Source organism: Streptomyces sp. NPDC019224, assembly GCF_040632605.1.
In the GTDB taxonomy this organism is placed as follows: domain Bacteria; phylum Actinomycetota; class Actinomycetes; order Streptomycetales; family Streptomycetaceae; genus Streptomyces.
In genome coordinates, this window is record NZ_JBEYCF010000023.1 from 1 (window position 1) to 14,933 (window position 14,933).

General features: G+C 69.3%; 17 protein-coding genes. 10 read left to right on the forward strand and 7 right to left on the reverse strand.

What is annotated here, in order from left to right:
- Positions 1-212 precede the first annotated feature (212 nt).
- The 3 genes from ABZ564_RS16765 to ABZ564_RS16775 all read right to left on the reverse strand — a co-directional run bounded on the left by ABZ564_RS16765 (position 213) and on the right by ABZ564_RS16775 (position 4,657).
- The gene (locus tag ABZ564_RS16765) at positions 213-2,153 is read right to left on the reverse strand and encodes a multicopper oxidase domain-containing protein (protein ID WP_360856266.1); all 1,941 of its coding nucleotides are present in this window, start codon (positions 2,151-2,153) and stop codon (positions 213-215) included.
- Positions 2,154-2,666: 513 nt separating this feature from the next.
- Positions 2,667-3,833 (reverse strand): PP2C family protein-serine/threonine phosphatase, encoded by a 1,167-nt coding sequence (locus ABZ564_RS16770; protein ID WP_360856269.1) that lies wholly within the window; start codon positions 3,831-3,833, stop codon positions 2,667-2,669.
- Positions 3,834-4,171: 338 nt separating this feature from the next.
- Positions 4,172-4,657, reverse strand: a complete 486-nt coding sequence (locus ABZ564_RS16775; protein ID WP_360856272.1) for a GNAT family N-acetyltransferase — start codon at positions 4,655-4,657, stop codon at positions 4,172-4,174.
- 50 nt (positions 4,658-4,707) lie between these two features.
- On the opposite strand from ABZ564_RS16775, the gene ABZ564_RS16780 reads away from it, so the two are divergent.
- Entirely contained in the window at positions 4,708-5,523 is an 816-nt protein-coding gene (locus ABZ564_RS16780) for an exodeoxyribonuclease III (RefSeq protein ID WP_360856275.1), read from the forward strand.
- A gap of 112 nt (positions 5,524-5,635) precedes the next feature.
- On the opposite strand, the gene ABZ564_RS16785 is transcribed toward ABZ564_RS16780, so the two are convergent.
- Positions 5,636-6,406, reverse strand: coding sequence for a MerR family transcriptional regulator (locus ABZ564_RS16785; protein WP_360856521.1), 771 nt, complete (start codon positions 6,404-6,406; stop codon positions 5,636-5,638).
- A gap of 193 nt (positions 6,407-6,599) precedes the next feature.
- Between ABZ564_RS16785 and ABZ564_RS16790 the strand changes: the two genes are divergently transcribed.
- From ABZ564_RS16790 to ABZ564_RS16805, 4 genes are all read left to right on the forward strand, one after another.
- Positions 6,600-8,126, forward strand: a complete 1,527-nt coding sequence (locus ABZ564_RS16790; protein ID WP_360856278.1) for an NAD(P)/FAD-dependent oxidoreductase — start codon at positions 6,600-6,602, stop codon at positions 8,124-8,126.
- Positions 8,123-9,079, forward strand: coding sequence for an alpha/beta fold hydrolase (locus ABZ564_RS16795; RefSeq protein ID WP_360856281.1), 957 nt, complete (start codon positions 8,123-8,125; stop codon positions 9,077-9,079). Before ABZ564_RS16790 ends, ABZ564_RS16795 begins: the two co-directional genes overlap by 4 nt.
- On the forward strand, positions 9,076-9,969 hold the full coding sequence (locus tag ABZ564_RS16800) for an SDR family oxidoreductase (RefSeq protein ID WP_360856284.1): 894 nt from the start codon (positions 9,076-9,078) through the stop codon (positions 9,967-9,969). Before ABZ564_RS16795 ends, ABZ564_RS16800 begins: the two co-directional genes overlap by 4 nt.
- 86 nt (positions 9,970-10,055) lie before the next feature.
- Positions 10,056-10,256, forward strand: a complete 201-nt coding sequence (locus ABZ564_RS16805) for a hypothetical protein (protein WP_360856524.1) — start codon at positions 10,056-10,058, stop codon at positions 10,254-10,256.
- Positions 10,257-10,328: 72 nt separating this feature from the next.
- Here ABZ564_RS16805 and ABZ564_RS16810 read toward each other — a convergent pair whose 3' ends face one another.
- Together ABZ564_RS16810 and ABZ564_RS16815 are read right to left on the reverse strand one after the other, a co-directional pair.
- Complete coding sequence (locus tag ABZ564_RS16810; protein ID WP_360856287.1) at positions 10,329-10,601, reverse strand: DUF397 domain-containing protein; 273 nt, start codon at positions 10,599-10,601, stop codon at positions 10,329-10,331.
- Complete coding sequence (locus ABZ564_RS16815) at positions 10,582-11,424, reverse strand: Scr1 family TA system antitoxin-like transcriptional regulator (protein ID WP_360856289.1); 843 nt, start codon at positions 11,422-11,424, stop codon at positions 10,582-10,584. Before ABZ564_RS16815 ends, ABZ564_RS16810 begins: the two co-directional genes overlap by 20 nt.
- Positions 11,425-11,542: 118 nt before the next feature.
- On the opposite strand from ABZ564_RS16815, the gene ABZ564_RS16820 reads away from it, so the two are divergent.
- Both ABZ564_RS16820 and ABZ564_RS16825 read left to right on the forward strand, forming a co-directional pair.
- Positions 11,543-11,752, forward strand: a complete 210-nt coding sequence (locus ABZ564_RS16820) for a hypothetical protein (protein WP_360856292.1) — start codon at positions 11,543-11,545, stop codon at positions 11,750-11,752.
- Complete coding sequence (locus tag ABZ564_RS16825) at positions 11,749-12,180, forward strand: ATP-binding protein (RefSeq protein WP_360856295.1); 432 nt, start codon at positions 11,749-11,751, stop codon at positions 12,178-12,180. Before ABZ564_RS16820 ends, ABZ564_RS16825 begins: the two co-directional genes overlap by 4 nt.
- 65 nt (positions 12,181-12,245) lie before the next feature.
- On the opposite strand, the gene ABZ564_RS16830 is transcribed toward ABZ564_RS16825, so the two are convergent.
- A complete protein-coding gene (locus tag ABZ564_RS16830; protein WP_360856298.1) occupies positions 12,246-12,425 on the reverse strand; it encodes a hypothetical protein in 180 nt (59 codons plus the stop codon).
- A 137-nt stretch (positions 12,426-12,562) separates the two neighbouring features.
- On the opposite strand from ABZ564_RS16830, the gene ABZ564_RS16835 reads away from it, so the two are divergent.
- From ABZ564_RS16835 to ABZ564_RS16845, 3 genes are read left to right on the forward strand one after another with little or no spacing between them, the layout of a single operon-like run.
- A complete protein-coding gene (locus ABZ564_RS16835; protein ID WP_360856300.1) occupies positions 12,563-12,925 on the forward strand; it encodes a hypothetical protein in 363 nt (120 codons plus the stop codon).
- Positions 12,922-14,205, forward strand: coding sequence for an RNase A-like domain-containing protein (locus tag ABZ564_RS16840; protein ID WP_360856303.1), 1,284 nt, complete (start codon positions 12,922-12,924; stop codon positions 14,203-14,205). Before ABZ564_RS16835 ends, ABZ564_RS16840 begins: the two co-directional genes overlap by 4 nt.
- Before the next feature lie 23 nt (positions 14,206-14,228).
- Positions 14,229-14,885 carry a contact-dependent growth inhibition system immunity protein gene (locus ABZ564_RS16845; protein ID WP_360856306.1) on the forward strand — a complete coding sequence of 219 codons (657 nt, stop codon included), beginning with the start codon at positions 14,229-14,231 and terminating at the stop codon, positions 14,883-14,885.
- Positions 14,886-14,933 lie beyond the last annotated feature (48 nt).

A 14,933-nucleotide genomic window follows, 5' to 3' on the forward strand; every position in this document is an offset into this window, starting at 1 on the left:
CCACCGATCCGGTGCCCGCCGAGGAGCCCGGTGCCGCGTGCGACGTCCAGGGCCACGTGCAACGACTCCGCGAGCAGCTGAAGACGCGCTGAACCCCTGCCCCGTGCGCTCGCTCATCAGAAAGGTGCCCCGACTCTTCTGCCGGATTCGATCTGGATACTCGAATCCTTGCAGGTCGGGGCACCTTTTCTGGGGGGGTGCACGAAAGAGGCTCAGTGAGCGTGCCCCGCAGGATGTGAGGAAGAAGCGCCGAATCCGCTGCCGTCTTCGACGAGCACCCAGGGGCGCATCTTGTCGTTGTCCTCGTGCTCGAGGATGTGGCAGTGGTGCATGTACTCCGCCGGCAATGTGGTTCCGCTGCCGGGAATATTCGGAATTCCGGCCGGCACGTTGAACCTGTGGATCACCCTGGTCACCATCCCCGTGTAGGTCTTGACGGTGTCCTTGGGGCCTCGCTCTTCCAGGTCGGGAAGAATGGGCCGGCCCCTGAGATACTTACTCAGGTCCGGTTTGGTTTCCGGTTTGCGGCCGGCGTCAACCCATTCTTCGTAGTCCCGTTGATAGGCCTCTTGGTCGAACTTCTGTCGATTGATGATCTGGAAGTTGACGAGGTGAACGTGCATCGGATGGGCGTCGTGCGTCAGGTTGATGTACTCCCAGATCTCGGTTGTTCCCGCCTCGATGAAGTCCTCGTTCGGCGCCATGAAGGGGAGCGCATTGATGAGATAGGGATTCTCGGGCGTATACACATCGCCCTCGGGCTGGAGCATGACGAACTCGCGTCGAGGCAGTCCGGGGGTCGGCTCGAGCCGAGGGATCGCCGGCAGCACAATCGCCTTGGGGGGTGTCGACTCGTCTGCGCAGGACAGCGGCTTGGTCACCTGGAACTGCATGATCTCGCCGATCTCCGGGCCGCCACCGTCGGGGAAGTGGACTGGGGCATCGAAATTCGAGAGGGTGACCTTCGCGCCCTGGGGCATCTCACTGAAGTCGATGATCAGGTCGAGCCGCTCGGCCGGCGCCAGCAAGGTGCTCTTCAGCTTTACCGGCCTGTCGGGGAGGAAGCCGGAGTCTCCTCCGATCACCCAGAACGGCATGCGCTTTTTGCCGACTTTGAGCTGCAGTCGCCAGAAGCGCGAGTTGGATGCGTTGACGACACGGAACCGATAGCGTCTGGGCTCGATCGCGAGGAACGGGTACGCCTTCCCGTTCACCACCGGGATCTCACCGCCGTCTTGCACGTCCAGGTCGTAGCGGAGCGAACCGTCCTCGTTGAAGCTCTTGTCCTGCAGGACAAGAGGAACCTCGAAGTCGCCGCGCGGTAGATTGAGGCCCGTTTCCACGTCGTCGCGGACCACGTAGAGGGCGGCCAGCCCCGCATAGACGTTCAGCCTGGTGAATGCCATGGCGTGGTCGTGATACCAGAACAAGGTCGACCGGTGGTTGTTGGGGTAGGCGTAGATCGCCTCGTTGGCCTGGCCCCCTTCCAGGGTGAAGTATTTTTCTCCGTGGTACTTGCCGTCCGGGGTGTACCACTGTTCGGCGAGGCCGTCGGACTGAGGTGGGGTGAAGTTTCCGTGCAGGTGGACGGTGGTCGGCACGTTGACATCCGGTGGAATGCCGTGCGCGAGACCGGCCCGCCGCATGTCGTCGACTTTGGGCTGGAACAGGTGTGTGGTCGGTAGGTGGTTGCGATAATTGACGACCACCGGGGCTTCCCGTTTCGTGATGATGGTGGGCCCCAGATAGCCCATTCCGATCATCGGCCCTTCCGGGTTTTCCGGATCGGTGGCCCAGTAACCCCACGTGGTTGCCTTCCCCAGGTCTCTGTGGAACTGCCACGCGCATTGCAGCATCGTGATTTCGTAAAATGCGGTTCCTGGGAAGGAGGCCTCCATTCCCGGCAGGGCCAGCGGTGGCCGCGGCATGGGGTCGACGTACTTCTCGAGTTGGGTGACGGTTCGCCTGGAGGTCGCTCTGGGTTCGGCGGCCGCTGTCGATGCTCCGGCCAGTCCGGCCACGCTTGCGCAGGCCGCCGCGGAGAGGAGCCCGAAATCTCTCCTCGTAAGCCACATGCCCTCTTCGCGGGTTGATTTCGCGGCGAGTTGGCCGGCATCGGTTTGCGAACCCGAAGGCGATCTCCCGATGAACAATTGATCCTCCTGTTTTAAACGAACTTTCGGGTCCGTTGAGGGTGTTGTGGGGGTGTCGGGAAGGAAGTCCCGAATTAACCTCCCACGCTCTGTGTGCGCTTGGTAGAAACGACACGCTGGCAGGGCCGAGGTGAACTCGGCGTGATTACGGTGCAGGGCGTCGAGAAACTGGATCCGGTGGGAGCCGGCGATACTCCATTTGGGCCGGACCGAAGTGTGACAGGAAAGGGCTCAAGGCAGAGGACGCGGCGCCCCGCGCCGCTCATGACGTCCTCCTCGGCGAGGGGTCGCCCGTGTGCCCGACCAGGAGGGCCGGCGGTCCGCCCTCGCCGACGCACGTACGGGGCTGTGTCCGCCCGAGGCCGACGGCGGCGCGGTTCACGGCCTCAAGTTCGGCGAAGTACTTCCCCCCGCTTGGCCGAAGCCCTCCTGGCCGCACGTACCGCGGACGAGCAGGGAGCCGGCCGGGTCCCTGCCGAGCCCGGTCGTTGTGCCGTGCTCACCCGGGAGTGGTCACCCACGCCCCCCTGGCCCCTTCGGCCTGTCGGGGCTGGAGTGTGACGCTTCGAGGCCGGGCAGCCAGGTCAGGGCCAGGAGCGCGGCGTCGTCGTAGGTGTCGTCCGCGCTGTAGTCCTGGGCGTCTTCGAGCAGCCAGGTGAGCAAATGGTGCGGGTCGACCGGCTGGGGGTGCTCGCGTTGATAGGCCGTCAGGCGGTCGGTGAGCGGGTAGAAGACGCCGGCGTCGTTCCGGGTCTCCGCGATCCCGTCGGTGTACAGCAGGAGGGTGTCGCCGGGTCCTAGACGCGTACCGGCCGGCTGCGGGGCGTCCGGCGCGGTGGACGTGCTCGCGAGGGCGCGCAGGCCCAGCGGGAGGCCGACGGCGGCCGGGAGCTCCCGGACCGTGCCGGCGCGCAGCACGAGTGAGGGCGGGTGGCCGCAGGAGTACGCGTGCGTGTGGCCGTCGGGGGCGATCTGGATCAGGAGAGCGGTGACGAAGGCTTCCTCGTCGCGCAGGAAGCGGTTCAGGCCGGTGTCGAGCCGACGGGCCAGGGGGCCGAGGGCGGGTTCCTCGTACGCCGCTTCATGGAAGGAGCCGAGGACCGCCGAGGCGGTGGACACGGCGCCGAGTCCTTTCCCGCGTACGTCCCCGATCAGCGCACGGACACCGAATTCGGTGTCCGCCACCGCGTAGAGGTCGCCGCCGATACGGGCGTACTGGGCGGCGGCCAGATAGCTCGCGGCCGTACGGAAGCAGCCCAGGGTCTCGGGCGGCGGGCGCAGCACCGCCCGCTGCGCTGTTTCGGCGACGGACACGACCTTCCGCAGCCGGGCGGACTCCCGCTCCCCCCGGCGGACCACGAAGCAGCTCAGCGCGGCGATGACGCAGATCACCACCGTGGTGGCGACCACCGAGCCGATCCGCTGCGGCTCGGTGGGCAGGAGCAGCCAGCGGGTGCCGGCCGCCACGACCGCCGCGCCGATGATCACCGGTGGGCCGAACGCGAACGCGATGACGGCGGGGACCGCTACCAGCACGGACGCGATGTGCGAGGAGGGCGGGGTGCTCACCTGCAGGACCACCACCAGGACGCACAGCAGCAGGGCCGCCCCCAGGACCACCGTCTTCGTGCCCCGTCCGGCCGACGGCCGGGTGCCGTCCTCCCGTTCACCGGCCGGCATGTCCGCTCCTCTCACCGCGTCCCGCCGGCCCGGGACCGCCCTTCTCCCGTCCGAACCGCCGTTCCCCGAACCGGCACACCGAGACAGCGGCACGCACCGTCGCACAGCTCCTGCGGCCATTGTCGAACAGCCGCCGCCATCCCGCTCGCGGACCGGCCCGCGTCCGGACGGGGCGGCGTCCGCTCGAGGGCACGGCGGTTTCCCCGCTCCTCGGCCGCGCAAACAGCGCTACCGGGTGCGCGGGTACCGGGCCGGTCCGGGGCGCTGGTACGCGCCGTTCGTCGTCGCGATCGAGGTCCGGCCGGGGGGTGGACCATCCGCCGGGGACGAGACCGTCCTCACCGCTCCCCGAGCGGCTTCGCGTAGCAGCGGCTGCTCTCGTACGCGCGGTAGTGGCCGAACTTCTCGCACGGGCTGTAGCCGCTGGAGAGGTACAGGGCGATGGCCTCCGGCTGGCGGTCGCCGGTCTCCAGGACCATGCGGGTGCGGCCGGCCGCCTGGGCGTCCGCCTCCAAGGCGGCGAGGATGCGGCGGGCGAGGCCCTGGCCGCGGCCCTCGGGTATGACGTACATCCGCTTCAGCTCGGCGTCGCCGTCCGAGTAGCCCTCCTCGTTGCGCTCCTGGGAGCGCCAGCCGCCCGTGGCGACGGGCTGGTCGGACGCGTCGTACGCGATCAGGTACAGGCCGTGAGGCGGATCGAACATCGTGGCGTCCAGCGGTGTGACGTCGCCCTCGTCGCCGTATCGCTCGGCGTATTCGAGCTGCACGCGATCGTTGAGTTTGACGGCATCGGGGTGGTCGAACGCCCGAATGTGGATATTCATGCGAAATATCGTACATGTATGCGGCATGCGTTGGCCGGTATCGTGCCGCAATGCTCACTGTGACCTCCGTGAATGTAAACGGACTCCGCGCCGCGGCCAAGAAGGGCTTCACCGAGTGGCTGGCGCAGACCGACGCCGACGTGATCTGCCTCCAGGAGGTGCGCGCCGAGCCCGAGCAGCTGCCCGCCGAGATCCGTGAGCCCGGGGGCTGGCACACCGTCCACGCGCCGGCCGCCGCCAAGGGCCGGGCCGGGGTCTCCCTCTACTCGCGGCGGGCCCCGGAGCGCGTGCAGATCGGCTTCGGCGGTTACGGGCACGCCGGGTGCGAGGAGTTCGACACGAGCGGGCGGTACGTCGAGATCGACCTGCCGGGCGTCACGGTCGCGAGCCTGTACCTGCCCTCCGGTGAGGTCGGCACCGAGCGGCAGGACGAGAAGGAGCGCTTCATGGCCGCCTTCCTGCCCTACCTCGTCGGGCTGAAGGTGCGCGCCGCCGCCGAGGGCCGCGAGGTCGTCGTCTGCGGCGACTGGAACATCGCCCACCGGGAGGCCGACCTCAAGAACTGGCGCGCCAACCGCAAGAGCGCCGGCTTCCTGCCCGAGGAGCGGGAGTGGCTGACCCGGGTCTTCACGGAGGCGGCGTACGTCGACGTCGTCCGGGCCCTGCACCCGGACGTCGAGGGCCCGTACTCGTGGTGGTCGTACCGGGGGCGCGCGTTCGACAACGACACGGGCTGGCGCATCGACTACCAGGTGGCGACCCCGGGCCTCGCCGCGCGCGCCGTGAAGGCGTGGGTCGAGCGGGCGGCCACGCACGGTGAGCGGTGGAGCGACCATGCGCCGGTGACGGTGGTGTACGAACAGTAGGAGCGGGTTACGGGGTTGGGCGCGGGCGGGACCGGGTAGAGCGAGGCCCCTGCGCCCCTACCTGGACCTACCCGGGCGGGGGCGGGTTATGCGCCGGGGCGCGGCGGACGGTTCACGCCTCGTCCGTCTCCGCCTTGTTCGTCTCCGCCTCGGCCGGCTTCTCCCGCCGCAGCCGCCGGTCCAGGGCCATCGACAGCTCCGCGTCCATCACCGCGCGGGCCAGCGGCCGCAGTTGGGGCGGCTCCGGAGCCGCAGCCGAGTCCGAACCCGCACCCACGCCCGGGCCCGAGCGCGAGCGCGCACCCGGGTCCGAACCCGCCCCCACGCCTACACCCGCGCCCGCGCCCGAGTCCGCACCCGCCCCGTGCTCGCGCAGCACCGAGACGAACAGGTCCGCCAGCGCCTCCGCGTGCTCGCGGACCCGGCGGCCCGTGGCGAGCACCGTGGCGAGCGGGACGCCTTCCCGGACCAGCTCAGCCGAGACCTCCAGCAGGCGGCGGCTGATGTGGACGATCTCCTCGCCGTCCGTCCCCAGGTAGCCCAGCTCCATCGCGAGCGCCAGGTTCTCCGGGGTCGACTCGCCCTCGAAGTAGTCCGCCAGCTGCTCGGGCGTGAGGCGGACCGGGGTCTCCTCGGACGGTTCGCCCAGGCCCAGCACCTCCGCCACATCGCGTCCGCTCTCGAACGTACGGGCGAGGTCGGCGATGCCGGTCAGGGTGTGGCCGCGCTCCAGGAGGCCGGTGATCGTGCGCAGCCGGGCCAGGTGGTGGTCGTCGTACCAGGCGATGCGGCCCTCGCGGCGGGGCGGCGAGATCAGGCCGCGCTCCCGGTAGAACCGCACGGTCCGGACGGGGATGCCGGCCTCCTTGGCCAGCTCCTCCATGCGGTACTCGCGGTGCTCGCGTCCTTCTGCCACCCCCGCACCTTATCCGCCTCCCCGGGGCGGAAACCGCAAGTTGTACCGCCGGTAACTTCCTTCGTCGGCCCTCTACCCATCGGTACTCCGCTGCCCTACCCTCCCAACCATGCCAGCGATTGCTGGCAGAGTCGTGTGACGTACCGCGGGAGGCGGCAGCATGGCCCAGCACGAGCATGTACGCGTGGCGGTGATCGGATCCGGATTCGGGGGCCTCGGTGCCGCGGTCCGGCTGCGCCGCGAAGGAATCACCGATTTCGTGATCCTGGAGCGGGCCGGTTCCGTCGGCGGCACCTGGCGCGACAACAGCTACCCCGGCTGCGCCTGCGACGTACCGTCCCACCTCTACTCCTTCTCGTTCGCCCCCAACCCCGACTGGCCGCGCACCTTCTCCGGGCAGGAGCACATCCGCGCCTACCTGGAGCACGTCGCCGACACCTTCGGACTGCGCCCGCACCTGCGCCTCGACCACGAGGTGACGCGGATGCGCTGGGACAACGACGAGCTGCACTGGGTCATCGACAGCGCGGGCGGCACGACCGTCGTCGCCGACGTCGTCGTCTCCGCGACCGGCCCCCTCTCCGACCCGAAGACGCCCGACATCCCCGGCCTCGCCGACTTCCCCGGCAAGGTCTTCCACTCCGCCCGCTGGGACCACGACGCCGACCTCACCGGCAAGCGCGTCGCGGTGATCGGCACCGGCGCCTCCGCCATCCAGATCGTGCCGTCCATCCAGCCCGAGGTCGGCAGGCTGACCCTCTTCCAGCGCACCCCGCCCTGGGTCATGCCCCGCATGGACCGGAGGATCAGCGGCTTCGAGCGCCGGCTGCACCGCGCCCTGCCCGCCACCGGAACCGCCCGCCGCGGACTCCTCTGGGGCATCCGGGAACTGCAGGTCAGCGCCTTCACCAAGCACCCCGACCAACTCGGCCTGGTCGAACGGATCGCGAAGTCCAACATGGCCCGCGCCATCAAGGACCCCGCCCTGCGCGCCAAACTGACCCCCTCCTACCGCATCGGCTGCAAGCGCATCCTGCTGTCGAGCACGTACTACCCCGCCCTCGCCCGGCCCAACGTCGACGTCGTCGCCTCCGGCCTCGCCGAGGTCCGCGGCTCGACCCTCGTCGCATCGGACGGCACGGAGGCCGAGGTCGACGCGATCATCTTCGGCACCGGCTTCCACGTCACCGACATGCCGATCGCCGAACGCGTCGTCGGCGCCGACGGGACCACGCTCACCGAGTCCTGGAAGGGCGGCATGCAGGCGCTGCGCGGCGCCAGCGCGGCCGGCTTCCCCAACTGGATGACCATCATCGGCCCCAACACCGGCCTCGGGAACTCCTCGATGATCCTCATGATCGAGTCCCAGCTGAACTACATGGCCGACTACCTGCGCCAGCTGGACGTCCTCGGCGGCAGGGCCGCCCTCGACGCCCGGCCCTCCGCGGTGAACGCCTGGAACCGCCGCGTCCAGGACCGCATGAAGCGCACCGTCTGGAACACCGGCGGCTGCAACAGCTGGTACCTCGACGCCAACGGCCGCAACACCACCGTCTGGCCCGGCACCACCGCCGAGTTCCGCAGGGCCACCCGGACCGTCGACCTCTCCGAGTACCAGGTCCTGCGCCCGTCCGTCCCCGCCCAGCGCGCCGCGAGCGGGACCGTCTCCGAGGAGGCCGTCCGATGAGCCGCCCCCTGCCCGTCGCCGGCCGCCGCCCCGTGCCCGCCCGCGAACTCCTCGCCGTCTCCGCCGACGGCTCCCGCATCCACGTCGAGGTCCACGGCCGGGAGGGCGCCCCCGCCGTCGTCCTCTCCCACGGCTGGACCTGCAACACCGGCTTCTGGGACGCCCAGATACGCGACCTCGCCGTCGACCACCGCGTCATCGCCTACGACCAGCGCGGCCACGGCACCTCGCCCGCCGCCGCCCGCGACGGCTACAGCACCGACGCGCTCGCCGACGACCTCGAAGCGGTCCTCGCCGCGACCCTCGCCCCCGGCGAGAAGGCCGTCCTCGCCGGGCACTCCATGGGCGGCATGACCATCATGGCCGCCTCCCGCCGCCCGAAGCTGCGCGAGCACACCGCCGCCGTCCTGCTCTGCAGCACCGGCAGCTCCCGCCTCCTCGCCGAGTCCCTCGTCCTCCCGACGCGCGCCGGAGCCGTACGCACCCGCCTCACCCGCGCCGTCCTCGGCGCCCGCGCCCCCCTCGGACCGGTCACGCCCCTGTCCCGCCGCATACTCAAGTACGCGACCATGGGGGCGGGTTCGGCCCCCGACCGGGTCGACACCTGCGCCCGTATCGTGCACGCCTGCCCCCGCATCCCCCGCGTCGCCTGGGGACACGTCCTCGCGGACCTCGATCTCGACGAGGGCGTACGGGAGTTGCGGGTGCCCACCGCGATCATCGCGGGTACGGAGGACCGGCTCACGCCGCCCGTCCACGCCCGCGCCCTCGCGGCGGCGCTGCCCGACTGCCTCGGCCTCACCGAGCTGACGGGCATGGGACACATGACACCCGTGGAGGCGCCGGAGGCCGTCACGGCGAGAATACGAGAACTGGTGACCGCGTACCTCCCGGCCCTCCCGGAACGGGGTACGACTACGGCAGGCGTCGAGGGCAAGGAGGAGGTCGCATGAGCGGCACGGTAAATCTCGAAGGACAGGTCGTCGTCGTCACCGGCGCGGCACGCGGCGTCGGCGAACTCCTCGCCCGCAAGCTCTCCGCCCGGGGCGCGATCCTCGCCCTCGTCGGCCTGGAACCCGACGAGCTGAAGAAGGTCTCCGCACGCCTCCACGGCGAGAGCGACCACTGGCACGCCGACGTCACCGACCACGACGCCATGGCCCGCGTCGCCCGGGAGGTCAAGGCGCGCTTCGGCAAGGTCGACATCGTCGTCGCCAACGCGGGCGTAGCCACCGGCGGCCCCCTGGTGGACTCCGACCCCGTCGCCTGGCGCCGCGTCATCGAGGTCAACCTCATCGGCGGCGCGGTGACGGCTCGCGCCTTCCTGCCCGTCCTCATGGAGAGCCGGGGCTACTTCCTCCAGATCGCGTCCCTCGCCGCCATGACCCCCGCCCCCATGATGAGCGCCTACTGCGCCTCCAAGGCCGGCGTCGAGGCGTTCGCGCACAGCCTGCGCGCCGAAGTCGGCTACAAGGGCGTGAAGGTCGGCGTCGGCTACCTCTCCTGGACCGACACCGACATGGTCCGGGGCGCCGACGAGGACGACGTCATGCGGGACCTGCGCCAGCGCCTCCCGTGGCCCACGAACCGTACGTACCCGCTCGGCCCCGCCGTCGACCGTATCGTCGCCGGCATCGAGCGCCGCTCCGCCCACGTCTACGCCCAGTGGTGGCTGCGCGGCATGCAGTCCGTACGCGGCTGCCTGCCGACCCTCATCGGCGTCGTCGGCCAGCGCGAGATGCGCAGGTTCGGCCCGCGCATGGAGGGCAGGAGCAGGGGCCTCGTGGGCGCTGGAGGCGCCGCTGACCAGCACGAACGCGCGGCACACACGCAGCGTGAGTGATCGACATGCGGAGCGTGGTCGGCCGTGTGAATCTGGTCGAGGCCCCACCGGGGCCGTACCCCAAGCACCACATAGGAGTGAACAGCATGGGCATCGCCGACCAGTTCAAGGACAAGGCCAAGGACCTCACCGGCCAGGCGCAGGACAAGACGCAGGAGCGCCAGGACCGCCAGGACCAGGGCCAGAACCGCGACCGCGCCCGCGACGCGGCTCAGCAGGGCCGCGACCGCGCGCAGAACGCCTCCCAGCGTGCGCAGGACGAGGCGAGCGAGCGCTTCGACCGTTGACGGTCGCGCGGTGACGCCGAGGGGCGCGCCCGGATTCCTTCCGGGCGCGCCCCTTCGTGTACGTGGTCCGCCTCAAGCGGTCTTGACGGCCTCGATGAACGGCGCCCAGGCGGCGGCGTCGACGACGAGCGCGGGCCCCTCGGGCCGCTTGGAGTCACGGACGGGGACGAGGCCGGGGTGACCGTCGGCGACCTCGACGCAGTCGCCGCCGTCGGCGTTGCTGTAGCTGCTCTTACGCCACAGGGCGTACCCCTCGGCGACTTCGAGGCAGTCCCCGCCGGAGCCGTTGCTGTAGCTGCTCTTGCGCCAGCGGGTGGTGCTCAGATCAATGGTGGTGCTGGCCATTCCGGAACTCCTCAGCCGCCTTCTCCAGCAGGGCGAGGGACACCTCTGGCGGCAGCGCGGCGGCCCTGAGGCGATCGTATGTGTTGCGGTACCGCTTAACGAGCCCCGGATCATCGATGGTCTGCCCGTGGTAGGCGCCTTCGGTGTAGAGCAGCGGTGGCTCGTCATCGAAGTCCAGGAGCAGCAGCGGCATCTCGCTGATGGGGCGGGTGGCCGCGTTCCACGGAAGGATCTGTAGAACGACTCGGCGGCTGCGCACCATGGCGGCGATGCGGTCCAACTGTGCTGCCATTTCTGCTGGTTCGAGCAGCGGATGACGAATCACTGACTCGTGCAGGACTACCCAGTACTCGGGCTTCTTGGGGTCGGCGAACAGCTTGGCCCGCTCCTGCCGAGCGTCGATTTTGGCCTGCACCTCCTCCGGAGTATCCAGGGGGTGCGTCGCTTGGATGACGGCTCGCGCATAGGCCGGGGTTTGCAGGAGCCCCGGGAGCAGGGTGCCTGACCACTGGTTGATGGTCCGGGCGCGGACCTCCGCCTCTGCGATGCCCACGAAGAACGCGGCGTGCCCCTTGCTTCGGGCCTCCCGAACCTCTTCACAGCGCCGCGTGAAAAAGTCCGTGCCCAGCTTTTGGTCCACGTGCTGCGCGAGCTGTCGCGGCATGCGGCGGTCTCCGTGCTCGACCGCGCTCAGCATGCCGACTCCGTAGAAGCTGCCGTCCAGCAGCTTCTCCATGGTCAAGCCCGCCGCCTCCCGCTGGTACCGCAGCTCCTTCCCGTAGAACTGCGGCACCCCCGCCGAACCGTCGATCTCCTTGGCCACCGGCCGACCGCCTTTCACACATCGCTCTGTGGAGCGGAATTGGCTTCCACGGTAGATCCCCGTGCGGCAGCGTGTGAGGTGTTCGTCACAGCTAGCAACCGAAAGGTGGACGGCCCTCATGGAGCACGCCCCGTACGACATCGGCCCGGAGATCGACGCCTTGCGCGCGGCGCTCAAGGCGAACGGGATCACCCTGCCGTCACTCGGAGTCGACCCGCTGACGCTCGCCGGGTGGACGAGTCGGCCGCCGCTCGTCGCGCTCGGTAACTGCAACACCGAGACGGCCCGGCGGCTGGCCGAGGTGCTCCAGAGGGCGGCGGGGGGATGAGCGGGCTGCCGCTGACGTGGGAGTTCCTGGCGGTTCCGCAGGCCGTACCGGAGGTGCGGCGGATACTGCGGGCGCGGTTCGCCGGGGACGACGCGGACGATCTCGTGCTGTGCGTCAGCGAGTTGCTGGCGAACGTGATCACGCATGTGGGGGAGCGCACGCCGGTCTCGTTACGGGTGACCGCGACGCCCTCGGGGCGCGTACGGGTGGCCCTGAGCGACCCGGCGCCGGCCGTGTGGCCGGTGCTCCGGGAGTCCGGCCCGGACGGCACGTCCGGGCGGGGCCTCCAACTGCTGGACGCGGTCGCGCTGCGGTGGGGCGTGGAGCAGGCCCCGTACCGCAAGACGGTGTGGTGCGAACTGCGGGCGCCGAAGGTCCGGGCGGCGGCTCTACGGCCCGCCGGGGCGGGGAAGCTTGGCACGGAATGACTGGTCACTGGGCCAGGCACCAAAAGGACTCGGGTTGTGGCGAAGAAGCGTGTGTAGAGGTCAGGTCATGGCCTCGGGGTGGCGGGCCCCCGGTCGACGACTCGAAGACCGGCGGCTATCTCGCGGGTGCATCTCCCGCTCGCGTTGTCGACGCGGTAGCGCAGGATGCGGGCGGCCTGGACGATGTGCGGCAAGTAGAGGCCCAGGCCGGTGACGTCCAGGACGCGGACGGCGCGGGTCTCCAATACAGGCCCTGCCTCATTGCTCTTTGCTGACCTTGATCGGAGTTTTGCCCTCCCTTTGTCGGGATCGCGACCGCGAACTCTTTTGGTGAACTAACGTCTTCGGGCCAGTCAGCCGAGCCAGGGGAGCAGACGACGCCATGGGCGACCACAGCGACGGCAAGATACTCGACATCAAGATCGCCGACTTGAAGGCGGCAGCCCCGCATTTCCACACGCACAGCCATGACCTGGCCAAGGCGCTCACCAAGCTCAAGACCGGTCTGGCAGACACCGGTTCGCCGTGGGGAGACGACGAGCAAGGGCAGAAGTTCCACGAGCACTATGGCCCGCTCGTCAAGAAGATGGAGACCGCCGCCGCAGTCCTGGCCCTCGGCCTGGCCAGCATCGAAGCAGCCATGACCGACATGGCGGACGGACACATCGACAACGAGGAACTCGTCCGGTCGATGTTCAGCAAGGTCCAGCCCGCCCCGCACGACGGCAGCGGGACCGCGCAGTGAGTGTCGCGGACAAGGCGAAGCAGATCGTCCAGCATGCCACCGGTATGTGGTGGCCGGACGCGGACGAGGACAGCCTGCGCGACGCAGCCAAGGTGTGGCGGGACTTCGCCGACGACCTGGAGAAGGTTACTGCCGCCGCGAACAAGTCGGCGCGCGGCATCATCGAGCACAACAAGGGCGAGGCGATATCCGCCTTCGACGACCCGTTCTGGCGCCGCTACTACTATGGCGGCCACGGCTGGCTCCAGGACATGATCGACGCGTCCCGCGACATCGCCAAGTCCCTCGACCAGTACGCCGACGCCGTCCACCACGCCGTCAAACGCTTGGAACACGAACTGGAGATCGTCGGCGCAACGATCGCCGCCGGAACCCTGCTCGCCGTCTTCACCGTAGGTATCTCCGAGGGAGCCGCCGTCGCGGCCACGGGCGTGATCGTCGACCTGTCAGCAACCCTGGGCGTCACGGTCTCCACCGAGATCGCCACCATCGCCGGCACCACGCTGGCCACCGCTGCCATCGGCGGCATCGAGTCGGTCACCGTCGACCTCGCCGTGACCCAGCCCGGCGCCATCATTCTGGGCGAGAGCAAGGGCTTCAGTCTCGACGAGGTCCAGAACGCCGCCGAGGGCGGCGCGCTCATGGGAGGCCTCCTCGGCAGCGCAGGATCCACCTACCGCGCCATCAACGACGCGGGCGGCATGAGCGAACTTCTCGGCGGCATCCGCATGCCCACCTTCGAGCCGAACCTTGCGCTCCCCGGCGGCGGATCAACGAGCCTGGAGGACCTCGGCCTGCTCATCAAGGGTGACGGGGAAGCGAACGCTTGGCCGCGCAGCAAGCGCAAGGGCGCGTACAAGCCGAAGTACGGAGCCGATCTGGCGGGCGATGAAGGCAAGGGGACGGCCACGAGCCACTCCCACACGTTGGATCGGCACGTCGAGGTCACCACCCAGGATCTCCGGGCCCGCCTGCGCGGAGACGAGAACCTGGACAACGCGTCCCGTTATGTCGACGAAGCATCCGCCCAGAAGCACACCCAAGCTGTCGTTCTCAAGCATCAAAAAGAGATCGATGAGTGGCTGAACAACGGGAAGCCCGCGGGTAAGAAGGACTTCACCGTCGACCTGAGTGAGCCCACGGGGCTGAGCCTGTCGCGCAGCAACTTCAAGAACGGCCTGCCCCCAGAATGGGTCACCGGCGCAACCGTAGTCCTGAAGAAGGACCCGACCGCTGCGCTGGGCTACCGAGTCCTGACCTCCTACCCCACTGCCCAATGAACACCGCACCGGACAGGCATCCCATGACGTCCACTGACCGCTTCCGCGAACTGCGCGACCTGCTGCGTGCCTACGAATCGACGGGGCACACCTTCGACGACACCCTGGAGGCACCCGGCGCCGCGCTGAGTTCCTACCTGCGTACGTCAGCGTTCGTACCCGGGCGAGCGGAGGCGGCGGCGTGCGAGATCGATGACCTCCTCGCGGTTGGTCTGTTCAGCGACGAGATCGCCGACGACGTCGACCTCCTGCCCCACATCGAGCCCCCCAAGGGTGTCGGCGTGGAGGACTGCCTGCGCGCCGTACGCCACCACCTGGGCAACTTCCTGGCGAAGCGTCCCGCGCCCAACGTCGACCTCCGCCCGCAGACCTCGTGGGAGTGGCGACACCGATTCCCCGCTCTCTCCCACCTATTGACCTCGTACTTCCACCAGGACTTCTCGCTGGAGTACAAGTCCCGGGCCGAGGCGATCGACGACTACCTCTCGACCGAGGCACCGGAAGACCACGCAGCTGTCGTTCAGGAGGCCGATGGATTCCTCACCGTCAATACGAGTGACGATGATCTGGCAGAGGCGGCTCGCGTACTCGGTCTGCGGGTCACTCCGCCCAACGACATCACGCTGCGCCAATGGCTGATCGATATCAGAGGCATCATCCAGCACTTCGGGCGCCCATAGTCCCGACCGTCCAGTGCCCAGCATCCCCAACCCACCGGTATCCCCAAC